Annotated in this window: 23 protein-coding genes; 11 read left to right on the plus strand and 12 right to left on the minus strand. The window is 61.8% G+C overall.

What is annotated here, in order from left to right; translation table 11 throughout:
• Positions 1-359 precede the first annotated feature (359 nt).
• The 7 genes from CFBP1590_RS17385 (at position 360) to CFBP1590_RS17415 (ending at position 7,774) form a co-directional block, all read left to right on the plus strand.
• Positions 360-812 (plus strand): MarR family winged helix-turn-helix transcriptional regulator, encoded by a 453-nt coding sequence (locus tag CFBP1590_RS17385; RefSeq protein WP_025996953.1) that lies wholly within the window; start codon positions 360-362, stop codon positions 810-812.
• Positions 809-2,896: an FUSC family protein gene (locus CFBP1590_RS17390; RefSeq protein WP_069144446.1), complete on the plus strand. Its 2,088-nt coding sequence runs from the start codon at positions 809-811 to the stop codon at positions 2,894-2,896. Before CFBP1590_RS17385 ends, CFBP1590_RS17390 begins: the two co-directional genes overlap by 4 nt.
• Positions 2,893-3,102, plus strand: a complete 210-nt coding sequence (locus CFBP1590_RS17395; protein WP_003378219.1) for a DUF1656 domain-containing protein — start codon at positions 2,893-2,895, stop codon at positions 3,100-3,102. Before CFBP1590_RS17390 ends, CFBP1590_RS17395 begins: the two co-directional genes overlap by 4 nt.
• Positions 3,099-3,983 (plus strand): efflux RND transporter periplasmic adaptor subunit, encoded by an 885-nt coding sequence (locus tag CFBP1590_RS17400; RefSeq protein ID WP_029241417.1) that lies wholly within the window; start codon positions 3,099-3,101, stop codon positions 3,981-3,983. Before CFBP1590_RS17395 ends, CFBP1590_RS17400 begins: the two co-directional genes overlap by 4 nt.
• Complete coding sequence (locus tag CFBP1590_RS17405; protein ID WP_088235593.1) at positions 3,980-5,413, plus strand: efflux transporter outer membrane subunit; 1,434 nt, start codon at positions 3,980-3,982, stop codon at positions 5,411-5,413. Before CFBP1590_RS17400 ends, CFBP1590_RS17405 begins: the two co-directional genes overlap by 4 nt.
• A 428-nt stretch (positions 5,414-5,841) precedes the next feature.
• Positions 5,842-6,675: an ion transporter gene (locus CFBP1590_RS17410; protein ID WP_057408392.1), complete on the plus strand. Its 834-nt coding sequence runs from the start codon at positions 5,842-5,844 to the stop codon at positions 6,673-6,675.
• A gap of 100 nt (positions 6,676-6,775) precedes the next feature.
• A complete protein-coding gene (locus CFBP1590_RS17415) occupies positions 6,776-7,774 on the plus strand; it encodes a sulfate ABC transporter substrate-binding protein (protein WP_088235594.1) in 999 nt (332 codons plus the stop codon).
• A gap of 71 nt (positions 7,775-7,845) precedes the next feature.
• Here the strand turns inward: CFBP1590_RS17415 and CFBP1590_RS17420 are convergent, their stop codons facing one another.
• The 10 genes from CFBP1590_RS17420 to ccmA are packed head-to-tail and all read right to left on the minus strand — an operon-like array spanning position 7,846 to position 15,250.
• Entirely contained in the window at positions 7,846-8,253 is a 408-nt protein-coding gene (locus CFBP1590_RS17420) for a hypothetical protein (protein ID WP_043304595.1), read from the minus strand.
• A gap of 27 nt (positions 8,254-8,280) precedes the next feature.
• The gene (ccmI, locus tag CFBP1590_RS17425) at positions 8,281-9,474 is read right to left on the minus strand and encodes a c-type cytochrome biogenesis protein CcmI (protein ID WP_088235595.1); all 1,194 of its coding nucleotides are present in this window, start codon (positions 9,472-9,474) and stop codon (positions 8,281-8,283) included.
• Positions 9,471-9,947, minus strand: coding sequence for a cytochrome c-type biogenesis protein (locus CFBP1590_RS17430; RefSeq protein WP_004888150.1), 477 nt, complete (start codon positions 9,945-9,947; stop codon positions 9,471-9,473). Before CFBP1590_RS17430 ends, ccmI begins: the two co-directional genes overlap by 4 nt.
• Positions 9,944-10,480 (minus strand): DsbE family thiol:disulfide interchange protein, encoded by a 537-nt coding sequence (locus tag CFBP1590_RS17435; protein ID WP_088235596.1) that lies wholly within the window; start codon positions 10,478-10,480, stop codon positions 9,944-9,946. The genes CFBP1590_RS17430 and CFBP1590_RS17435 overlap by 4 nt, the downstream gene beginning before the upstream one ends.
• Positions 10,477-12,450, minus strand: a complete 1,974-nt coding sequence (locus CFBP1590_RS17440) for a heme lyase CcmF/NrfE family subunit (RefSeq protein ID WP_088235597.1) — start codon at positions 12,448-12,450, stop codon at positions 10,477-10,479. Before CFBP1590_RS17440 ends, CFBP1590_RS17435 begins: the two co-directional genes overlap by 4 nt.
• 3 nt (positions 12,451-12,453) lie before the next feature.
• Entirely contained in the window at positions 12,454-12,921 is a 468-nt protein-coding gene (gene ccmE / locus CFBP1590_RS17445) for a cytochrome c maturation protein CcmE (RefSeq protein ID WP_088235598.1), read from the minus strand.
• The gene (gene ccmD / locus CFBP1590_RS17450) at positions 12,918-13,094 is read right to left on the minus strand and encodes a heme exporter protein CcmD (RefSeq protein ID WP_025996941.1); all 177 of its coding nucleotides are present in this window, start codon (positions 13,092-13,094) and stop codon (positions 12,918-12,920) included. The genes ccmE and ccmD overlap by 4 nt, the downstream gene beginning before the upstream one ends.
• The gene (locus tag CFBP1590_RS17455; RefSeq protein WP_057408397.1) at positions 13,091-13,885 is read right to left on the minus strand and encodes a heme ABC transporter permease; all 795 of its coding nucleotides are present in this window, start codon (positions 13,883-13,885) and stop codon (positions 13,091-13,093) included. The genes ccmD and CFBP1590_RS17455 overlap by 4 nt, the downstream gene beginning before the upstream one ends.
• A 55-nt stretch (positions 13,886-13,940) precedes the next feature.
• On the minus strand, positions 13,941-14,612 hold the full coding sequence (ccmB, locus tag CFBP1590_RS17460; protein WP_088235599.1) for a heme exporter protein CcmB: 672 nt from the start codon (positions 14,610-14,612) through the stop codon (positions 13,941-13,943).
• Positions 14,609-15,250, minus strand: a complete 642-nt coding sequence (gene ccmA, locus CFBP1590_RS17465; protein ID WP_088235600.1) for a cytochrome c biogenesis heme-transporting ATPase CcmA — start codon at positions 15,248-15,250, stop codon at positions 14,609-14,611. Before ccmA ends, ccmB begins: the two co-directional genes overlap by 4 nt.
• 190 nt (positions 15,251-15,440) lie before the next feature.
• Here ccmA and fliK point away from each other — a divergent pair, with 190 nt between their 5' ends.
• Together fliK and CFBP1590_RS17475 are read left to right on the plus strand one after the other, a co-directional pair.
• Positions 15,441-17,060, plus strand: coding sequence for a flagellar hook-length control protein FliK (gene fliK, locus CFBP1590_RS17470; RefSeq protein WP_088235601.1), 1,620 nt, complete (start codon positions 15,441-15,443; stop codon positions 17,058-17,060).
• Entirely contained in the window at positions 17,060-17,383 is a 324-nt protein-coding gene (locus CFBP1590_RS17475; RefSeq protein WP_029241430.1) for an EscU/YscU/HrcU family type III secretion system export apparatus switch protein, read from the plus strand. Before fliK ends, CFBP1590_RS17475 begins: the two co-directional genes overlap by 1 nt.
• A 30-nt stretch (positions 17,384-17,413) precedes the next feature.
• On the opposite strand, the gene recR is transcribed toward CFBP1590_RS17475, so the two are convergent.
• Both recR and CFBP1590_RS17485 read right to left on the minus strand, forming a co-directional pair.
• Complete coding sequence (gene recR / locus CFBP1590_RS17480) at positions 17,414-18,016, minus strand: recombination mediator RecR (RefSeq protein WP_004888133.1); 603 nt, start codon at positions 18,014-18,016, stop codon at positions 17,414-17,416.
• 477 nt (positions 18,017-18,493) lie between these two features.
• Entirely contained in the window at positions 18,494-19,378 is an 885-nt protein-coding gene (locus CFBP1590_RS17485) for a LysR family transcriptional regulator (protein WP_058431091.1), read from the minus strand.
• A 110-nt stretch (positions 19,379-19,488) separates the two neighbouring features.
• Here CFBP1590_RS17485 and CFBP1590_RS17490 point away from each other — a divergent pair, with 110 nt between their 5' ends.
• Together CFBP1590_RS17490 and CFBP1590_RS17495 are read left to right on the plus strand one after the other, a co-directional pair.
• Positions 19,489-20,625 (plus strand): DSD1 family PLP-dependent enzyme, encoded by a 1,137-nt coding sequence (locus CFBP1590_RS17490; RefSeq protein ID WP_162999713.1) that lies wholly within the window; start codon positions 19,489-19,491, stop codon positions 20,623-20,625.
• The gene (locus CFBP1590_RS17495; protein ID WP_088235603.1) at positions 20,615-21,022 is read left to right on the plus strand and encodes a RidA family protein; all 408 of its coding nucleotides are present in this window, start codon (positions 20,615-20,617) and stop codon (positions 21,020-21,022) included. The genes CFBP1590_RS17490 and CFBP1590_RS17495 overlap by 11 nt, the downstream gene beginning before the upstream one ends.
• Positions 21,023-21,083 lie beyond the last annotated feature (61 nt).

Genomic DNA, 21,083 nt, shown 5'->3' on the forward strand with positions numbered 1-21,083 from the left:
AGAAAGCCATTTGCCAGTTTTGACCTGAACGCATCGGTCTGGGCGGACCTTGTCATTTCGGCATGGCGTCATTTTTTTGAAAGAAGACCCCGAAAATTGATGATTTGAAGCGCCATTTACCGACGAACGGTATCGATTATTTTCGATAGCAAGGAACTTTTCCTGGTTTTGGTTTACTACGCACGACCGTTTATCGAGGTATTGCGGTCGACATCACATCCCCGATTCCTCCGTTGTCTGAAAAACACCGTTGAGCGATCCGAGGTTGACTGAAACAAGTTGTTACGGGATATTAGTTAGCAAGCTACTAATATCCTCGCTAACAATATCGCTCCTAACTAAATTTCAGGTTGCTTTCCATGTCTGTCGATGCGCTTCACAGGGCGATCAGCAGCGGTCTGGTTGCGGCGTCACGCCACTGGCGACGCAACTGCCAGACCACGCTGGTCACCTACGGTATTTCCGAAGCCTGCGCGGGGCCGTTGCTGGCCATTGCGCGGCTGGGAGACGGCGTGCATCAGGTCAAAGTGGCGCACGCCGCCGGAATGGAGAGCCCGACCCTGGTCCGCCTGCTGGATCAGTTGTGCAAGGCCGGTATCGTCTGCCGCACTGAAGACCCCAACGACCGTCGCGCCAAGGCCTTGAGCCTGACCGACAAGGGCCGCGAACTGGCTGGTTCGATTGAAACCGAGCTGACGCGTTTGCGTGCCGACGTACTGAAAAATCTCGACCCTGAAGACCTTGACGCTGCGTTGCGTGTGTTCCAGGCGTTTTCCGAAGCGGCAGGCGCAGATCACGGTGCACAGCCATGAAGGGCTTTTTCTCTAGTGTGCCGCCGGCACGCGATTGGTTTTATGGCGTGCGCACCTTCGGCGCCTCAATGCTGGCGCTCTACATTGCGTTGCTGATGGAAATGCCACGCCCCTACTGGGCCATGGCCACCGTCTACATCGTGTCCAGCCCGTTCGTAGGCCCGACCAGCTCCAAGGCGCTGTACCGCGCTGCCGGTACGCTGGCAGGTGCTGCGGCGTCGGTGCTGCTGGTGCCGATGTTCGTGCAGACTCCTTTTCTGCTCGCGGTGGTGGTCGGGCTATGGACCGGCACGCTGCTGTTTCTGTCGCTGCACCTGCGCACCGCCAACAGCTACGCGCTGATGCTGGCGGGTTACACCATGCCGTTGATTTCCCTGCCTGTGGTGGACAACCCGCAAGCGGTATTCGAGATCGCGGTGTCGCGTACCGAAGAGATCTTTCTGGGCATCATCTGCGCCGCCGTGGTCGGTGCCATGTTCTGGCCCAGACGCCTGGCTCCGGTGTTTCAGGCGACCACGGAAAAGTGGTTCAGCGATGCAGCGAGCTACAGCGAACGTTTCCTGAGCCGCACCTGCGAGCCTGAAGAGATCGGCACCCTGCGCAATTCGATGGTCGGCAGCTTCAACTCGCTGGAAATGATGATCGGCCAGTTGAGCCACGAAGGTGCTCGCAAACAGACCGTGCGCAATGCTCACGAATTGCGCGGCCGCATGATTCACCTACTACCGGTCATCGACGCCCTCGACGATGCGCTGTGGGCGCTGGAACGGCGCACGCCGGAACTGCTCGCCAGCCTGTCGCCCCTGCTGCTGGAAACCCGCAACTGGCTGGAAAACACCGCCAACGGTCCGCAACAGGAACAATGGCAGCAGTTGCATCGATCCATGGAGCAGTTGCAACCGGACTCCGCGCAACTGGACGACCGTGATCAATTGCTGCTGTCCAACGTGCTGTTCCGGCTGGGCGAATGGATTGACCTTTGGCAGGACTGCCGCACCTTGCAATACGCGATCAAGACCGACGATCAGTCGCAATGGCGTGCGGTCTATCGCCACTGGCGTCTGGGTCGGCTGACACCCTTTCTGGACCGTGGCCTGATGCTTTATTCAGTGGCCTCGACCGTGCTGGCGATCATCGTCGCGTCGGTGCTGTGGATTCTGCTGGGCTGGAAGGATGGCGCGAGTGCCGTGGCGCTGGCCGCCGTGTCGTGCAGCTTCTTTGCCGCCATGGACGACCCTGCGCCGCAGATCTATCGATTCTTTTTCTGGACCATGCTGTCGGTGGTGTTCGCCAGCCTGTACCTGTTCGTGGTCCTGCCCAACCTGCATGACTTTCCGATGCTGGTGCTGGCGTTTTCGGTGCCCTTCATCTGCGTCGGCACGCTGACCGTACAGCCACGCTTCTTTCTGGGCACGCTGCTGACCATCGTCAACACCTCGTCATTCATCAGCATCCAGAGCGCCTACGATGCGGACTTCCTGAACTTCCTCAACTCCAATCTGGCCGGACCGGCGGGTCTGCTGTTTGCGTTTATCTGGACCTTGGTGTTCCGTCCGTTCGGTGTGGACCTCGCGGTCAAGCGCCTGACCCGCTTCAGCTGGCGCGACATCGCCAGCCTCAGCGAAGACTCGACCCTGGCCGAACACCGGCGCATGGGCGTGCAAATGCTCGATCGCCTGATGCAGCAACTGCCGCGCCTGACCCTGACCGCGCAGGACACCGGCATCGCCCTGCGTGAACTGCGCGTCGCGCTGAACATGCTCGACCTGCTCGCCTACACCCGCCGTGCGACACCGCAGGCACAGGTGCTGCTGCGCCAGGTCATCGACGAAGTCAGCGGCTATTTCCGGCACTGCACCAAGGCCGGTGAGCGTCTGCCTGCACCACGGGGCCTGTTGATACTCATGGACCGCGCACGCCGTTCGCTGACCGATCAGGACATGGGCGACAACCCGGCCCGCGTCCACCTGCTGCACGCGCTCAGCGGTCTGCGTCTGGCCCTGCTGCCGGGCGTGGAGATCGTCACCGTGGCCGACGAGCTGACCGAACAACTGCCGCATAACATCGATGGAGCGCCTTTATGATCGGCGATCTGGACATCAGCGGGATCTTCATCCCCACTTTTCTGGCCATGATGGGCATCGCCTATCTGCTGTTTCTCGGCGTGCATGCCGTACTGTCGCGCGCCCACTTCTACCGTCTGGTCTGGCACCGGGCTTTGTTCAACGTAGGTCTATACGCTTTGTTGCTCGGCGCCGTGGATACTCTCAGTCGATACCTGATGACATGAAAAAACCGATACTGACTCTGGGCCGCGTGGTCCTGACCCTGCTGGTGGTGACTCTGGCTGCCGTCGTCGTCTGGCGCATGGTGATGTACTACATGTACGCACCCTGGACCCGCGACGGTCACATTCGCGCTGACATCGTGCAAATCGCTCCGGACGTGTCCGGGCTGATCCAGAAGGTCGAGGTCACCGACAACCAGCCGGTGCACAAAGGCCAGGTGCTGTTCACCATCGACCAGGACCGCTTCCGCCTGGCCTTGCGTCAAGCCCAGGCCACCGTGGCCGAACGCCAGGAAACGTGGGAACAGGCGCGCCGCGAGAACAAACGCAACCGTGGTCTCGGCAATCTGGTGGCACGCGAGCAACTGGAAGAAAGCCAGTCCCGCGAAGCCCGCGCATTGTCAGCACTGGGCGAAGCACGCGTGGCGGTGGACGCCGCGCAGCTGAACCTGGACCGCTCGGTGATCAAGAGCCCGGTGGACGGCTACCTCAACGACCGCGCACCTCGCGAACACGAGTTCGTCAGCGCCGGACGCCCGGTGCTGTCGGTGGTGGATGCTGCGTCATTCCACATCGACGGCTATTTCGAAGAAACCAAACTGGACGGCATTCATGTCGGCCAGGGCGTGGACATCCGGGTTATCGGTGACAACGCGCGGCTGACCGGGCACGTGGTCAGCATCGTCGCGGGCATCGAAGACCGCGACCGCACCAGCGGCTCGAACCTGCTGCCCAACGTCAACCCAGCGTTCAGTTGGGTGCGACTGGCCCAGCGTATTCCGGTGCGGATTGCCTTTGACGATGTGCCCAAGGATTTCCGCATGATCGCCGGGCGGACGGCGACCGTGTCGATCATCGAAGACACTCGGGAGGCCACACGATGAAACGGGCTCCTCGCCTGATGGTGCTGGGTTTCAGCGCCCTGCTGTCGGCCTGCCAGATGGTCGGGCCAGACTATAAGTTGCCGAAAGACAGCGCGATCAACCGCCCGGACTTGCAGGGCGAACTGGCGGGCCAGTCGGTGAACAGCGTGTCGGCCCCGGTGCCTGCGCACTGGTGGCGGCTGTATCAGGACCCGAAACTGGATGAGCTGGTGCGTCAGGCCATGGCGTCGAACACCGACCTGCGCATTGCCGCCGCCAACCTGCAACGCTCGCGCTATCAGGGTGCCGAAGCTGACGCCGCAGGGGGCTTTACCAACAGCGCCAAGATCGGCGCACAGCGTTTGCAGGAGTCGGGGGAAGCCTTTCTGCTGCCCGACAAAGTGCCGGTGGCCAATGTCGGCGATATCGGCCTGACCACGTCTTATCAGTTCGACCTGTTCGGCACTCTGCAGCGTGGCATCGAAGCCGCGCAGGCCAACATCGATGCCACTCAGGCGGCGGCAGACACCGCCCGCATCACCGTGGTCGCCGACGTGGTGCGCGCCTATACGCAGGTGTGCGCCGCCAATGAAGAGCACGACATCGCCCGCGAGTCGCTGGACCTGCAACAGCAGAGCGTGAAGCTGAACCAGCGCCTGCGCGATGCCGGGCGTGGCGATGAAACCCAAGTCACCCGCTCCCAGACCCAGTTCAAGTCCCTGCGCGCCGAACTGCCGCGCTACGAAGCGCAGCGTCAGGCGGCGCTGTTCCGTCTGTCGATGCTGCTGGCCCGGCCTGTCGAGCAGTTGCCTGCGGGCGTCAGCACCTGCAATGAGTTGCCGCACATCGCACAGGTCATGCCGGTAGGCGATGGCGCCGCGCTGCTCAAGCGCCGCCCGGATATTCGTCAGGCGGAACGGCATCTGGCGATGTCCACCGCACAGATCGGCGTTGCGACGGGCGAGCTGTACCCGGACATCAGCATCGGCGCGAATATCGGCACCGTGGGCATGATCGAGAACCTGGGCAAACCGGCGGCCAATCGCTGGGGCTTCGGGCCGCTGCTGAGCTGGACCATCCCGTCCAACGGCTCACGCGCCCGCATCCATCAGGCTGAAGCCTCGGCACAAGCGTCATTGGCCCGCTTTGACGGCGTGGTGCTCAACGCCATCCGCGAAACCCAGACCGGCCTGGCCCAGTACACCGCCCTGCTCGACCGCCGCGACGCCCTGAAAGACGCCGAGCAATCGGCCAAGGAGGCCGCCGACCAGACCCACCGTTTCTACCAGGCCGGCCGCGCATCATTCCTGGCCGACCTGCAGGCCACCCGCACCTACACCGATGTCCGTGCCCAACTGGCCGAAGCCAACACCCAGGTCGCCATGGGCCAGATCAACCTGTTCCTGGCGCTGGGTGGGGGTTGGGAGAAGGATCAAGTGGCGGGCAAATAACCCGTGAGAATGTGACGCAGATTGCGGACTCAGTGAGCCGAGCGCCCGACTCAGGTCACCTTTGCGCCCTTACGGCGCGCTACTTTGAGGGACCAAAGTAGCCAAAGTCATTCGCTCCGGTTCCGGCCCCGGCTTCGCCGGGGTTCCTTCGTCCACGTCGCGATCTGCGGTGTTCATGCCATCGCGCTACAAAAGCACGCCAGTGCCGCTGTCTTTCCGGATAGCCAGATGACTTGTGTATAACGATGAGCGAGGAGCGATGAACACGATCAGTGTGCTTGAGACCACCGATCGTTCCCATGCTCCAGCGTGGTAACGCCTCTCAGGACGCTCCAGAGTGCGACGCAAATCAGTCATCTGACACCACAGCTTGCACTCCAACCCCCAATGCTCCTAGGCTCACCCGATCTTCAGACTCGGAATGCACCATGGACGCCTCTCTCAGCCGCCGCGAGCGGCTGCATATCGTTATTTTCGAGGCTGACACGCCTGCCGGGCGGCGCTTCGACAAGGTCTTGCTGGTCCTCATCCTGCTCAGTCTGCTGGTCACGATCATTGACAGCATCGAGAGCATTCACCGCGATTACTCGCAGGTGTTTGCCTGGGTGGAATGGGGCTTCACCGCGATTTTTGCCGTTGAGTACATTCTGCGGCTGTACTGCTCGCCGCGACCGCTTAAATACGCTTTCAGCTTCTACGGGCTGGTGGACCTGCTGGCCATCGTGCCGGGCGTGCTGGCGATCTATTACAGCGATGCGCAGTACCTGCTGATCGTGCGGATCGTCCGCATGTTGCGAATCTTCAGGGTCTTGAAGCTCGGTACGTACCTGCGTCAGGCCAACTACCTGCTGGCGGCGTTGCGCGGCAGCAAACAGAAGATCATCGTGTTTCTGGTGACCGTTTCGACGCTGGTCACGGTATTCGGCACCCTGATGTATGTGATCGAAGGCCCGGAACACGGCTTTACCAGCATTCCCAAGGGCATCTACTGGGCTATCGTCACCCTGACGACAGTAGGCTTCGGCGATATCGTGCCCAAGACGCCGGTCGGTCAGATGCTCTCTTCGCTGGTGATGATCACCGGTTACTCGATCATCGCCGTGCCCACCGGTATATTCACCGCCGAACTGGCCAATGCCATGCGCGGCGAACAACTGAAGCATGATTGCCCGGTGTGCGCGAAGAAATTCCACGAGCATGGTGCCGCCTTCTGCTCACGGTGCGGCAATCAGCTGTTCCCCAGGGAAGTAAATCAGGCATAAGCACAGACGTTTTTGGTATTTAGGCACAGCGATGCGCGACTGCTAGTGTCGCGGCATTAAGCCATCAGACAATAATGATCCACACTCAAAGGACTTCGCAGTGAACAGACTTTTCGCCGCTTCGCTACTGGCCGCAGGCCTGGCCCTTTCCAGCGCCGCCCAGGCCGCACCGACACTGCTCAACGTCTCCTATGACGTGATGCGCGACTTCTACAAGGACTACAACAGCGCCTTCCAGAAGCACTGGAAAGCCGAGAAAAACGAAGACGTGACTGTGCAGATGTCCTTCGGCGGGTCGAGCAAGCAGGCGCGTTCGGTCATCGACGGCTTGCCGGCTGACGTGATTACCATGAACATGGCCACCGACATCAATGCCCTGGCTGACAACGGTGAGTTGGTGCCCAAGGACTGGGTCAGCCGTCTGCCGAACAACAGCGCGCCCTTCACCTCCGCCACGGTGTTCATCGTGCGCAAGGGCAACCCGAAAGCGCTGAAAGACTGGCCGGACCTGATCAAGGACGGCGTGGAAGTCATCGTGCCAAACCCCAAGACCTCGGGTAACGGCCGTTACACCTACCTGTCGGCGTGGGGTTACACCCTGAAAAACGGTGGCGATGAAGCAGCTGCAAAAGACTTTGTCGGCAAGCTGTTCAAGCATGTGCCGGTACTCGACACCGGTGGCCGTGGCGCAACGACTACCTTCATGACCAACCAGATCGGCGACGTACTGGTGACCTTTGAAAACGAGGCCGAGATGATCGCCCGCGAGTTCGGCCGTGATCAGTTCGAAGTGGTCTACCCTTCCGTATCGGCAGAAGCCGAGCCGCCGGTGAGCGTGGTGGACAAGGTCGTGGACCGCAAGAAGTCGCGCGTTCTGGCCGAAGAATACCTGAAGTATCTCTGGTCGCCAGAAGGTCAGGAAATCGCCGCGAGCAACTACCTGCGTCCGCGTGACCCAGCGATTCTGGCCAAGTACAAGGACCGCTTCCCGAAGGTGGATTTCCTGTCCGTGGAGAAAACCTTCGGTGACTGGCGCACCGTGCAGAAGACCCACTTCATCGACGGCGGCGTGTTCGACCAGATCTATTCGGGCAAATAACCCCGGCAGATAAACCGCCCCATGCAAATGAAAACGGCGACCCTCAGGGTCGCCGTTTTCATTTGCGGAACTCAGTTGCTGAACTGACGCCCCAGACCTGCCGGCACGCCGCTGGCATCGGTCGGCTGCCACGGTCCGTTCGGGCTGGTCGCCCAGCTCCAACCGTTGTTCCACTGGTAGTAAGTACGCTGGCGATAGAAAGTGTTGCTCTGGTCATCCATTACGTACACGCCCATGCGCGCATCCCAATGACTGTTGCCGCCCGGCGGTGGCGCGAAGCTGGCCGACGTTTTCGGACCACTGGACGGCGCCTTGACGGGTGGCTTGTTCGGCGTCGGAGTGGGACGCGGAGCGCCGGGCTGCTGGCCACCGGGCAATGACTGAATCGGTTCCTGACTCGTCGGGGCCGGTGGCTGAACCGCACAGGCGCTCAAGCCCAGGGCCAGACCCAACAAGGTGATACGTGCAGTGCGGTACATAAGCGGGCTCTCTTCTTCTCTGGCTGTCTATTTATCAGGGCTGTCGATGATCAACGCCTGTTGCGCCCCGCTGTCGCTGGCCAGTGGCTGGCCGCGGCCGACCCACTCACCGGTGGTCGGCTGCCCTGCGCGGGACACGCGAGCTACCAGTTGGACTTGCGGAAAGTTCGACAGTTTCAGCTGCGGCATCATTGCGTCGGCATCGCTGAGTTCGACCTCGGCGGGCAGCTCGGCAACCGTGATGCGCTTGACCGCCAGCGGCGCGGGCGGGCCATCGACAGCACGGGCGAAAATGAACACGCTGTCACGTGGCTGGACCTTGTCTTTCAAGGCAGGCGCCAGATCGACCCGTACTTTTATAGAAGCAGCCCTGCTTGCAGCCAGCGCCGGTTTCGCGCCGGTTTTCAGGTTTTCCCTGGCACGGGCGATGCCGCCTTCCAGTGCCGAGCGCGACGGGTCCTGCGCAGGCAGTACGTTAAGAAGCCGGGTCCAGTAATCGACCGCCGCCTGATAGCGCTCGGTTTCAAATGCCGCGATGCCCAGCAAACCCAGGCTGGTGACTTCTTTGGGATCGGCCTTCAGCGCTTCGTCGGTCAGGGCCTGCACCTGCGGCGTGAAATGCTTGTCGCTGGCGAAGTACAACGCCTGCGCCCATTGTCCGAGCAGTTCCGGTGGACGCCCGGCGAGGCCAGCAGCGCGCTCGAACATCTGCGCCGCATCGCCCGGACGGTTCTGCGCCATGTAGCTGCGCGCCAGAAAATACAGGCTTTCGGACGAATCGGGCTGAGCCTGTACGGTACGCTCCAGACGCTGGGTCATGTCGGCCAGCGAGGTGGGCGGTTGAGAGAATTCGCGGCTCAGTTCGACCTTGTCGCTGGCGCCAAGCTGCAGATAAGCGCCCATGCCCAACACCGGAACCAGTACTGCCGCCAGCAACAGCCAGGGTTTGCCAAGCCGTGCGGTTCGGGCCTTTTCGGCCCCCTCGGTGTCAGCCAGCAACTCTCGCGCCGCTTCGTCACGGGCGCTCTGGATCTGCATGGCTGAAAGAACGCCTTCTTCCTGCTGACCTTGCAGCTCGCTGAGCCGTTCCTGATACAGCGCAACGTTCAGCGCTGTGCGGTCCTCCTCGCGCTGCGCACGCTGACCGCGCAACACCGGGATTAGCAGGAAGCCCAGCGCCACCAATAGCAAGAGTCCGGTCGCCATCCAGAAATCGATCATTTTCGGTGTTCATCCAGCAAATGGGCGAGGCGTTGCCGCTCCTCATCGGACAGCGTATCGACCTGCCCGGCAGTCAGGTTGCGACGTCGTCTGACGATCACCGCCATCACCACCAGCCCTCCAAGCAGCAAGCCTGCCGGACCGAACCACAACAACCAGGTTCTGGCGGTCAGCGCCGGTTTATAGCGCACGAAGTCGCCATAGCGATCCACCATGAAATCGATGATCTGCTGATTGCTCCGGCCTTCCCCCAGCATGCGGTAGATTTCCTTGCGCAGGTCTGCGGCGATCGGCGCATTGGAATCGGCGATGTCCTGATTCTGGCACTTGGGGCAACGCAACTCGCGAGTCAGTTCGGCATAGCGGGCGCGCTCGGCTTCGTCGCGAAAGGTATAGGCGTCAATGGCAGCGTGAGCGAGACCACTGATCGCAAGGCCAAGCACCAACAGCACAGCGCTTAGTGAGCGGTTCATGGTCTGGCCTCGTCGACCAGCGCCTGATACAGCCCGGCCAGTTGCTCGCGCCAGACCGTGTCATCGATTACGCCGACGTACTTATGACGAATGACACCCTTGGCATCGATCAGAAAGGTCTCCGGCGCGCCGTACACGCCAAGGTTCAAGCCCAGCGAGCCTTGGTCATCACGAATATTGAGGCGATAAGGATCATGAAAATCCTTCAGCCATTTCAGAGCATCGGCGTTGGTGTCCTTGTAGTTGACGCCGTAGATCAGCACGCCCTGCTGCGCCAGCCGATTGAGCACAGGGTGCTCGACGCGACAGGCGATGCACCAGGTCGCCCAGACGTTGACCAGCGCAGGTTTGCCCAGCAGGTCGGCGCGGGTCAACGTGCGTTCGCTTTGCACTTCACGCAGGGTGAAGTCGGGGAACGGCTTGTCGATCAGCGCCGATGGCAACTCGGCAGGGTCCAGGTACAAGCCTCGAAACAGAACGGCTGCCACGCCGAGAAAGACCACCAGCGGCAACACCATGATCCAGCGCCTCATGCGGCGGCCTCCGACAGGCCCAGCGCGTCACGCACCCGGCCTTTGACTTTAACGCGATAACGCCGATCAGTGGCCGCCAGCACGCCGCCCAACCCGGTCAGCAGGCCGCCGAACCAGATCCAGCGCACGAACGGTTTCACATGCACCCGCACCGCCCATGCGCCATCGGCCAGCGGCTCGCCCAGCGCGACGTAAAGGTCACGGCTGAAACCGGCATCGATACCCGCCTCAGTCATCACCGATTGCTGCACGGTGTACAGGCGCTTCTCCGGGTGCAACGCCGTGACCTGTTCGCTATCCCGCAAAACCCGGATCGTGCCGCGATCCGAGGTGAAATTCGGCCCTTCATAGTGCTTTGCGCCGTCGAAAACGAATACGTAGCCACCCAGCTCGACGGACTGACCCGGCGCCAGACGCAGGTCGCGTTCGGCACTGTTCTGGCTCGACAGCACCACACCCAGCGCGCACACGGCAATGCCAAGGTGCGCCAGTTGCATGCCCCAGTAACTGCGATGCAGGCCGCGTGCGCCATTGATCAGGCCCTTGTGACGCGTCTTGTCCAGCAGATCGCGCACCCCGGCCAGCAGCACCCAGGCCGCCAGCATGAAGGTGGCCAGTACGGCCCACTGGAAATCACTCAGCGCCAGCCCGGCAATCACCGCCAATACCGCGCTGCCGATCAATACCGGGGTCAGCATGCCCAGCAGCCATTTGACCGGCGTATCTTTCCAGCGCACCAGCACCCCCACGGCCATCACCACCATCAGCAGGGCCATCAACGGCACGAACAGCGCATTGAAATACGGCGGCCCGACCGACATCTTCGCGCCACTCATGGCATCGACCACCAGCGGGTACAGCGTGCCGAGCAGAATCATCGACGCCGCGACCACCAGCACCAGATTGTTGCCCAGCAGCAGCGTCTCCCGCGACCACAGACCAAAGCCGACCTGACTTTTCACCACGGGCGCGCGGATGGCGAACAAGGTCAGCGAGCCGCCCACCACCATCAACAGGAAGATCAGAATGAACACACCACGGGCCGGATCGGAGGCAAACGCATGCACCGATGTCAGCACCCCGGAGCGCACCAGAAAGGTCCCCAACAGGCTCAGGGAAAACGCCGCGATGGCCAGCAGCACGGTCCAGCTCTTGAATACGCCGCGTTTTTCGGTGACCGCCAGCGAGTGGATCAAGGCAGTGCCCACCAGCCAGGGCATGAACGAGGCGTTTTCCACCGGGTCCCAGAACCACCAGCCGCCCCAGCCCAGTTCGTAGTAGGCCCACCACGAACCCAGGGTGATTCCGACGCCGAGAAACGCCCAGGCCACCAGCGTCCAGGGTCGCGACCAGCGCGCCCAGGCGGCATCCAGTCGCCCGCCGAGCAAGGCGGCGATGGCAAAGGCGAAGGCCACGGAAAAACCGACATAGCCCATGTAGAGCATCGGCGGGTGCACGATCAGGCCGATGTCCTGCAACAACGGGTTGAGATCGCGACCGTTGACAGGCATCTGCGGCAGGATTCGCGCAAACGGATTGGAGGTGAGGATCAGGAACGACAGAAAGCCGAGGCTGATCATGCCCATCACTGCCAGCACTCGCGCTAGCATCACTTGTGGCAATTGTCGGGAAAATACCGATACGGCAAAGGTCCAGCCGCCCAGGATCAGTGCCCAGAGCAGCAGCGAGCCTTCATGCGCGCCCCACACGGCACTGAATTTGTAGAACCAGGGCAGCGCCGTGTTGGAGTTCTGTGCAACGTAAGCGACCGAGAAGTCGTCGATCATGAAGGCGTAAGTCAGACAACCGAAGGCAAAGATCAGAAAGCTGAACTGGCCCCACGCCGCAGGACGCGCCAGACTCATCCACAGTGGATCACCGCGCCAGGCACCGATCAGCGGCACGCTGCTCTGCACAAGGGCAAAGCACAGCGCCAGAATCATGGCCAGATGGCCGAGTTCGGGAATCATCAGTCAACCCTGCTTCGATGGGGTGGAAGACGCAGCCGGTGCGGCCTGGCCGCTGTCGCGCAACGCTTTGGTCACTTCCGGCGGCATGTACTTCTCGTCGTGCTTGGCCAGCACTTCATCGGCCACCACCTCGCCTCGCGCGTTCAGCCTGCCCAGCGCGACGATGCCCTGCCCTTCACGGAACAGGTCCGGCAGGATGCCCCGGTAGGTGATGGTCACCGACTTGTTGAAGTCGGTGACGACGAAGCGTACGTCGAGCGAGTCCGCCGAGCGTTGCAACGAGCCCTTCTCGACCATGCCACCCGCCCGAATGCGGGTATCGACAGGCGCTTCGCCGTTGGCAATCTGGCTCGGGGTGTAGAACAAATTGATGTTTTCCTGCAGCGCGCTGAGGGCCAGCGTCAGGGCCAGGCCTATCCCCGCCACGATGGCCAGGATGATCAACAGACGCTTTCTGCGCAGCGGATTCACGTGCGCTTCTCCCGACGCATACGACGCGCCTCCTGTTGCAGATAGCGACGACGCGCCGCCACCGGCAGCGCGACGTTGACGAGCAGCACCAGCAGACAGAGGCCATACGCCGACCAGACGAACAGTCCATGGCGGCCCATCGCGAGGAAATCGCCGAACGAATCAAAACTCATGAAAGGCGCTCCGACGGACCCAGGCAACGCAGGACTTCGGCCTGTACCCACTGGGTTCGCGACTCGCGTTTCAACACTTCCAGACGCATGCGCATGAGCAGTACCGCACCAAAGAAGCAATAGAAACCCAGAACGGTGAACAGCAGCGGCAGCCACATTTCGGCAGGCATGGCCGGCTTTTCAGTGAGGCTGAAGGTCGCGCCCTGATGCAGCGTGTTCCACCATTCGACCGAATATTTGATGATCGGGATGTTCACCACCCCGACAATCGCCAGCACCGCACAGGCCTTGGCCGCGCTGTCACGGTTATTGATCGCGTTGCCCAAGGCAATGAGCCCGAAATACAGAAACAGCAGAATCAGCATGGATGTCAGGCGAGCATCCCACACCCACCAGGCGCCCCAGGTCGGTTTGCCCCAGATCGCACCGGTCGCCAGCGCCAAAGCGGTCATCCATGCGCCGATAGGCGCGGCCGACTGCAGCGCGACGTCCGCCAGTTTGATCTTCCACACCAGCCCGATCACGCCACAGATCGCCAGCATCACGTAACAGGATTGCGCCAGCATCGCCGCAGGCACGTGGATATAGATGATGCGAAAGCTGTTGCCCTGCTGATAGTCCGGCGGCGCGAACGCCAGTCCCCAGACCACTCCGATGCCGATCAGCAACAGCGCCGCGATGCTCAACCACGGCAACAGGCGCGTACTGAGGCCGTAGAAGACTTTCGGCGAGCCGAGCCGGTGCAACCAGGCCCAACCGATGCTGCTCTTTTTGAGGGAAGCGCTTTTCATCACGGTGCATCCAGGGTTTTACCGGGCGCCTGACGGGCAGGCCCCGGAACCTCAATTATTCGCCGACACTGATCTTCAGGCCAGCGGCTATCGCAAAGGGTGTCAGGGTAACCGCAAGTGCCGTCAGGCTGCCCAGCCACAGCAGATAACCGGTCGCGGGCATACCTTGCAAGGCCGCCTGCAACGCCCCGCTGCCCAGAATCAGCACCGGGATGTACAGCGGCAGAATCAGCAGCGCCAACAACAGTCCGCCACGCTTGAGCCCGACGGTCAGCGCGGCACCCACCGCACCCAGCAGGCTCAACACCGGCGTACCCAGCAGCAGCGACAGCATCAGCACCGGCAGGCAGTGTCCCGGCAACCCCAGCATCAAGGCCAGCACCGGCGCCACCAGCACCAGCGCCAGCCCGGAAAAGACCCAGTGTGCCAGTACCTTGACCAGAACCAGAAGGGCCAGAGGGTGCGGCGAAAGGACCCACTGTTCCAGCGATCCGTCCTCGAAATCACTGCGAAACAGCCCGTCCAGCGAGAGCAGCACGGCTAACAGCGCCGCCACCCAGACCAGCCCCGGCGACAAGGTTTGCAACAATTGTGTCTCCGGCCCGACGGCCAGCGGGAATAACGCAATCACGATGGCAAAGAACACCAGCGGATTGGCCAGCTCTGCCGGACGCCGCGCCAACAGTCGTGCCTCGCGCTGCAGCAACAGGATGAACACATTGCTCATGCCGGTCTGCTTCCCAGATCCAGTTGTCGACAACCGGCAGGCTTGAGGTCCAGCACATGATGAGTGGTCAGCACCACGACGCCGCCCCGCGCGCAGTGTTCAGCCAGACAGGCTTCCAACTGGTTGATGCCCTGCTGGTCCAGCGCAGTGAAGGGTTCGTCGAGTATCCAGATCGGAGGACCCGGCAAATAAAGGCGAGCCAGTGCAACGCGACGCTGCTGGCCGGCCGACAAGGCGTGGCAAGGCACGTCTTCAAAACCGCTCAACCCGACCGTCTCCAGGGCCTGCTCGAAATCGGCAGGCTCGCCAGTTCCCTGCAACGCATACAGCCAGGACAGGTTTTCCAGCGGCGTCAGTAGCTCCTTGAGCCCTGACGCATGACCGATCCACAGCAACAGACCGGTCAGCTGCGGACGCTGACGGTCCAGCGCATGGCCGTTGAGCATCACCTGCCCCTCTGTGGGCTGCATCAGCCCGCACAGCATGCGCAACAGGCTGGTCTTGCCGCTGCCATTGGGACCGCTGACCTGCAGCAGGTCGCCAGCCTTCAGCGCGAGATCAAGGTTCTCGAACAACAGCCGTCCGTCGCGCTCGCAAGTCAGCGCAGTGGCGTGCAGAAGTGGAGTCACAGCAGTCATCGAGCGCTTCCAGTATCGCGTTGTCTCGAAATGCGCCGATAACAGCACAAACGGAGGAAATGGCAGTTCAAGTCGAGCATGAAGCGGCCGTTACATGAAGGGAACTTAATGACGGCCAGACCGCTTTGGGTCGGTATTATACATACGAGTCCTGACACCCAAGGGGCAATTTCCTCAGGTCGAATATTCAATGACAGGCGATATCACCAGCGTTCCCGCAGCGGTCCCGACGACTGCACAGCTACGCGCCAACATCACCCAGGCACAGGTCCTGACATTGCTGCAGGCTTCAGCCCAGCTGATACCGGAAGGCCAGACCGCCGAAGCCGAAGTACTGACCCTCAAGCAAGTCGACCAGAATTTCCAGTTGCTGCTCAAACTGATCCTCGCCAACGGCACCCAGACCAACCTGCCCGTCAGCAGCGCCGTGCCGCTCACGCCCGGCAGCCTGTTACAACTGACACAGGCCTCGCCCAACGAGTTGACGCTGACCTTGCAGCAGCTCAACAGCGCTCTGAAAAATTCGCTGACCAGTATCGACACCCGACAACTGCCGGTCGGCACGCTGTTGCAGGGCAAGGTGTTGACCACTCAGGTCATCGCTCAGGCGGTCAGCCAGCTGACCAACATGCCCGCGGCCACCGCAGCCGCTGCGCCAGCCACTTATCGCTCGATCGTGATGCTGCTGAACACCGTACAGGCAGGCGCCAGCCTGACCATCGACAGCCCGCAGCCGCTGAAAGTCGGCAGTCTGCTCAGCGCTCAGGTGCAGAGCAATCAGGCCCTGAACTTCGTCGCCCTGCCCGGCCGCTTCGACCAACTGGCCGTGGCACAGCAACTGGCCACCCAGCAGAGCCGTCAGGGCTCACTGGAAAACCTGTTCAACGCCCTGCAAAACCTGCCGCGCAACAGTCCGGCAATCAGCGCGCCCCTACAGGCCAGCATCAACCAATTGCTGGCCGACATCCCGGATGTCGAACAGATGACATCGCCCAGAACCGTCGCCCAGGCTCTCAACGCCAGCGGCCTGTTTCTGGAGGCGAAACTGCAGGCGGGCATGAATCCGATGCAGGTGCCGGACCTTAAAGCCAGCCTGACGCGTCTCATCGCGCAGATCCTGCCGGGCCTGCCAGACAACAGCACCTATAACGCAGCAGCAGCGTCCAATACCCTGGCGCGGGTCATGCCCAACGCCATTCGCAACGCACTGGGCACTTTGGGCCTTGTCGCAGCGCGCACCCAGCCGAGCGTCTTTCCGCTGCCCTCGCGCTCGGTCAGTGGCGGCGAGAAGGAAGAGGATCTGGAAATCCTGCTCAAGCTTGCCGCGGCTGCTGTTTCCCGCGTGCAAAGCCATCAACTTGGCGGGCTGGACCAGACCCGCACCAACGCCGACGGCACGCAGGTCACCACTTGGCAAATGGAAGTGCCGATGCGCAACGCCCACGACATCGTGCCGTTGCAGGTCAAAGTGCAGCGCGAGGACAAGCCGGACGAAGAAGCCTCCCACGAAAAGGCGGACGGCGAAGTTCAGGAAACACGGGAAAAGCTCTGGAAGGTCGATCTGGCGTTCGATCTCGAACCGCTGGGGCCGATGCAGGTTCATGCCCAATTATTACGCGGCACGTTATCAAGCCAGCTGTGGGCCGAGCGACCCGACAGCGCAGCGTTGATCGGCCAGGAACTGGGGCATTTGCGCGAAAGGCTGATCGCCTGCGGCCTGGCCGTCGGCGAACTGGCCTGCAACCATGGCACGCCACCCCAGGGCCCGCGAACGGCTCTGGAACAACGCTGGATTGACGAGAACGCCTGATGAGCAGAACCGACGACACACCGCGCCAGGCGATCGCACTCAGCTACGACGGCCAAAGCGCCCCAACCCTGAGCGCCAAGGGCGACGACCAACTGGCCGAAGCCATTCTGGACATCGCCCGCGAATACGAAGTCCCCATCTACGAAAACGCCGAACTGGTCAAACTGCTGGCCCGTCTCGAACTGGGCGACAGCATCCCCGAACCGCTGTACCGCACCATCGCCGAAATCATCGCGTTTGCGTGGCATTTGCGGGGCAAGTTTCCCGAAGGTCAGGACCCGGACGCACCGCCGGTGGAGCGGGATATTACGCCGCGGCGTTAAGGCCAAAAACCCGCAACGGCAAAACGGTGATTACATCGCAATCGGCTTGCGCCCGGCAAACGAATGCGCCAGCGTGCCGCCGTCCACAAGATCCAGCTCGCCACCCAGCGGCACACCGTGGGCGATGCGCGAGGCGATCAGGCCTTTCTGGTTGAGCAACTGGGCGATGTAATGAGCAGTGGCCTCGCCCTCCACGGTGGGGTTGGTCGCCAGGATCACTTCGGTGAACGTGCCCTGCCCGGCAATACGCTCCATCAGTTGTGGAATGCCGATGGCCTCGGGGCCAAGACCGTCGAGTGGCGAGAGATGGCCCTTGAGCACGAAATAGCGGCCGCGATAGCCGGTCTGCTCCACGGCGTAGACATCCGTCGGTCCTTCGACCACGCAGAGCAGCGTGTCGTCGCGACGCACGTCGGCGCATTGCGGGCAAAGTTCTTCTTCGGTCAGCGTGCGGCACAGACGGCAGTGGCCGACACCTTCCATTGCCTGACTCAAGGCCAGCGCCAGCCGCGAACCGCCGCTGCGATCACGCTCCAGCAACTGCAGCGCCATACGCTGCGCGGTTTTCTGACCAACGCCCGGCAGCACGCGGAAGGCATCGATCAACTGGCGAATCAGAGGGCTGAAGCTCATGAAGAAAAGTCCGACAAAAACACAAGACGCGGTTTATACCCGCGCGTTACCGCCAGCGTCAATTCGGGGTTGAACGGGTGCGACCAATAGCCGGTGCTGCGACGCCGGAGTGTGGGAGTCCCCACCACGTCTTCGACGTAGCGCTGTCGCGCAGCAAACACCGGGCGTCGTGGGAGCGGACTTGTCCGCGAATGCAGTATTTCAGCCACTGCATATGCGTCGGATGTACCGCCTTTTCGCGGACAAACGGAACGCCGCCCGGTCCGCTCCCACAAAATCTCGTTTCTTCAGTGGTTTACAGGTTGTTTGATAAGAGGCGGCTTGCCGGCGATCTGCCGGGAACCGGCAGCAAAACCTGCACATGCGGAGTGTCAGATACAACCTGGGTGAGCTGCACAGCCCATCGCTGCCGTCGTAACCTGTGAGAACTCCTACACCCTTCGGGCAAAAGCTCATTCAGTGAATTACAACCGCTGATCACACCTTCAACGCCATCTCCAGAAACTCCATCAGCGCCTGCACCCGCGCGCTGCGTTGTTTGCGGACCGGCACCAGCAGATTGATGGGGGCGCTGGTCAGTTGCCAGTCGGTGAGCACGCGCACCAGTGCGCCGCTGGCGATGGCGTCGCTGACGTCCCATTGGGAGCGGAGCACGATGCCCAGCCCTTGCTCGGCCCAGCGGCGGGCGACAGAGCCGTCGTTGGTCAGCAGCGCCGGCTCGATACGCAATGTCTTCTTCGAAGCACCTTTGCTCATGTGCCAGAGGGTCACGTCTTCGTCGTTTTCCCGGATACAGATGCAGCGATGACCTGCCAGCTCATCAGGCGAGGCAGGAATGCCGTGTTGCTCCAAATACCCAGGGCTGGCGCACAGCCAGCGGTTGTTGTGTGCCAGCGTGCGGGCGATCCACAGGCTGTCGTTGAGGCTGCCGATATGAATCACGGCATCACTGTCATGTCGATCCGGCCAGGGCGTTTCACGCAGGTCGAGGTGCAGGCGCAGTTGTGGATGCAGTCTGGCGAAGCGCGCCAGCAGCGGCGCGATACGCTGGCGGCCATAGCCGAAGGGCGCGGCCAGCCTGAGCGTGCCGACCAGGCGTTCGTCACGCTGTTTGAAAGACTCCGGCAGCGCTTCCAGCTGTTCCAGCAAATGCGCGCTTTCCCGGGCGAAGCGCTCGCCATCGGCAGTCAGGCTCAAGCGGCGGGCATCCCGGTTGGCCAACGTAATACCCAGTTGCGTTTCCAGCTTGCGTAGCCGCATCGACAACGCCGGTGGCGAAACGTTAAGCACTCTGGCCGCCGCACTGAGTGACTCACAACGCGACAGCGTTACCGCCAGACGCAAATCTTCGATGGCAATCATTCAGCTCAGCTTAAGGATTGATGAAGGCTGATTGAACCACAGCTTCATTATCGAACAGTAGAGTGAATGCGTACCCAGCCACACGAGCGCAACACATGTCAGCCTCTCTGATGCCCAACTTACCGCCGTCCCTTGATACGCCCATCGCGCTGATCGACGTGTCACGCATGCAGCACAACATCCAGCGCATGCAGCAACGCATGAATAACCTCGGCGTACGCCTGCGGCCGCACGTCAAGACCAGCAAATCCTTGCCGGTCATTGAGGCGCAACTGGCCGCCGGTGCCTGCGGCGTAACGGTCTCGACACTTAAAGAAGCCGAATATTGTTTTGCCAACGGGATCGACGATGTGTTCTACGCCGTCGCCATGGCACCCGGCAAACTGCATCAGGCATTCGCCCTGCGCCGCAAGGGCTGCCGCCTGAGCATCCTGACTGACAGCGTCGTTGCTGCGCAGCACATCGTTGCGTTCGGGCAGGAGCACGACGAGCGTTTCGAGGTGTGGATCGAGATCGACTGCGACGGCCATCGCTCCGGTCTGGCGGCCGATGACGAGACACTGGTAGCGGTGGCGCGATTGCTGATCGAAGGCGGCATGCAATTGCGTGGCGTAATGACACACGCCGGGTCCAGCTACGATCTGGATACGCCCGAAGCATTAGAGGCGATGGCCGAACAGGAGCGCTCTCTGTGCGTCAGTGCTGCCGGGCGCATCCGTGACGCCGGACTGCCCTGCCCCGAGGTCAGTATCGGCTCCACGCCCACAGCCCTCTCGGCGCAGAGCCTGGAAGGCGTGACCGAGGTCAGGGCCGGGGTTTATGTGTTTTTCGATCTGGTGATGCACAACATCGGCGTCTGCGCGGCCGATGAGCTTGCGCTGAGCGTACTGACCACAGTTATCGGTCACCAGCAGGACAAGGGCTGGATCATCGTGGACGCGGGCTGGATGGCCATGAGCCGTGACCGCGGCACACAGCGTCAGCGCCAGGATTTCGGCTACGGCCAGGCCTGCACCGAAAGCGGCGACTGGATCGAAGGCGCGTGCGTGACCGGCGCCAATCAGGAACACGGCATTATTACCCTGGCGGCCGAGGACTGCGGCGATATCACTGAGCGCTTCCCGATCGGCAGTCGGTTGCGCATCCTGCCCAACCACGCGTGCGCCACCGGCGCGCAATTCCCTGACTATCACGCGCTGGATGCCGAAGGCAGCGTGCACACCTGGAGTCGCTTGCATGGCTGGTGAAATCGAGTTGATCCATACACCTCATGCCGCATCGCCGGGCGGGCATTATTCACAGGCCGTTCGGCATCAGGACACGCTGTACGTCTCGGGGCAATTGCCGATACGCGCCGACGGCAGCCACAGCGTCGACGAGCCGTTCGAGGTCCAGGCAGCCATCGCGCTGGACAACCTGCTGGCGATTATCACGGCTGCCGAATGCAGCATCGAGAACGTGATCAAGGTTACGGTCTACGTGGCAGGCGTCAAACACTGGCCCGCCTTCGACCGGATCTACGCCCGATATCTGGGCGAGCATCGCCCGGCCCGCGCCGTGGTTCCCGTTCCAGAGTTGCACCATGGCTATCTGATCGAGATCGAAGCGCTGGTACGCGTGCCAAAAACAGCTCCATGCGCTTAGCGGCCCGCATACAGCAGATTATTCTTCGCAGCCTTCAAGATCGGCGCTTTTTATCCAGATC

This window comes from Pseudomonas viridiflava (assembly GCF_900184295.1).
Classification (GTDB): domain Bacteria; phylum Pseudomonadota; class Gammaproteobacteria; order Pseudomonadales; family Pseudomonadaceae; genus Aquipseudomonas; species Aquipseudomonas viridiflava.

Coding starts and splice junctions, on each gene's coding strand:
- CFBP1590_RS17395 (WP_003378219.1), top strand. CDS start 2,893: ATGATCGGCGATCTGGACATCAGCGGGATCTTCATCCCCACTTTTCTG.
- CFBP1590_RS17440 (WP_088235597.1), bottom strand. CDS start 12,450: ATGATTCCCGAACTCGGCCATCTGGCCATGATTCTGGCGCTGTGCTTT.
- CFBP1590_RS17405 (WP_088235593.1), top strand. CDS start 3,980: ATGAAACGGGCTCCTCGCCTGATGGTGCTGGGTTTCAGCGCCCTGCTG.
- CFBP1590_RS17390 (WP_069144446.1), top strand. CDS start 809: ATGAAGGGCTTTTTCTCTAGTGTGCCGCCGGCACGCGATTGGTTTTAT.
- ccmD (WP_025996941.1), bottom strand. CDS start 13,094: ATGAGTTTTGATTCGTTCGGCGATTTCCTCGCGATGGGCCGCCATGGA.
- CFBP1590_RS17400 (WP_029241417.1), top strand. CDS start 3,099: ATGAAAAAACCGATACTGACTCTGGGCCGCGTGGTCCTGACCCTGCTG.
- CFBP1590_RS17495 (WP_088235603.1), top strand. CDS start 20,615: ATGGCTGGTGAAATCGAGTTGATCCATACACCTCATGCCGCATCGCCG.
- ccmI (WP_088235595.1), bottom strand. CDS start 9,474: ATGATCGATTTCTGGATGGCGACCGGACTCTTGCTATTGGTGGCGCTG.
- CFBP1590_RS17385 (WP_025996953.1), top strand. CDS start 360: ATGTCTGTCGATGCGCTTCACAGGGCGATCAGCAGCGGTCTGGTTGCG.
- CFBP1590_RS17490 (WP_162999713.1), top strand. CDS start 19,489: ATGCCCAACTTACCGCCGTCCCTTGATACGCCCATCGCGCTGATCGAC.
- CFBP1590_RS17430 (WP_004888150.1), bottom strand. CDS start 9,947: ATGAACCGCTCACTAAGCGCTGTGCTGTTGGTGCTTGGCCTTGCGATC.
- CFBP1590_RS17485 (WP_058431091.1), bottom strand. CDS start 19,378: ATGATTGCCATCGAAGATTTGCGTCTGGCGGTAACGCTGTCGCGTTGT.
- recR (WP_004888133.1), bottom strand. CDS start 18,016: ATGAGCTTCAGCCCTCTGATTCGCCAGTTGATCGATGCCTTCCGCGTG.
- CFBP1590_RS17475 (WP_029241430.1), top strand. CDS start 17,060: ATGAGCAGAACCGACGACACACCGCGCCAGGCGATCGCACTCAGCTAC.
- ccmA (WP_088235600.1), bottom strand. CDS start 15,250: ATGACTGCTGTGACTCCACTTCTGCACGCCACTGCGCTGACTTGCGAG.
- CFBP1590_RS17410 (WP_057408392.1), top strand. CDS start 5,842: ATGGACGCCTCTCTCAGCCGCCGCGAGCGGCTGCATATCGTTATTTTC.
- ccmB (WP_088235599.1), bottom strand. CDS start 14,612: ATGAGCAATGTGTTCATCCTGTTGCTGCAGCGCGAGGCACGACTGTTG.
- CFBP1590_RS17420 (WP_043304595.1), bottom strand. CDS start 8,253: ATGTACCGCACTGCACGTATCACCTTGTTGGGTCTGGCCCTGGGCTTG.
- CFBP1590_RS17435 (WP_088235596.1), bottom strand. CDS start 10,480: ATGAGGCGCTGGATCATGGTGTTGCCGCTGGTGGTCTTTCTCGGCGTG.
- fliK (WP_088235601.1), top strand. CDS start 15,441: ATGACAGGCGATATCACCAGCGTTCCCGCAGCGGTCCCGACGACTGCA.
- CFBP1590_RS17455 (WP_057408397.1), bottom strand. CDS start 13,885: ATGAAAAGCGCTTCCCTCAAAAAGAGCAGCATCGGTTGGGCCTGGTTG.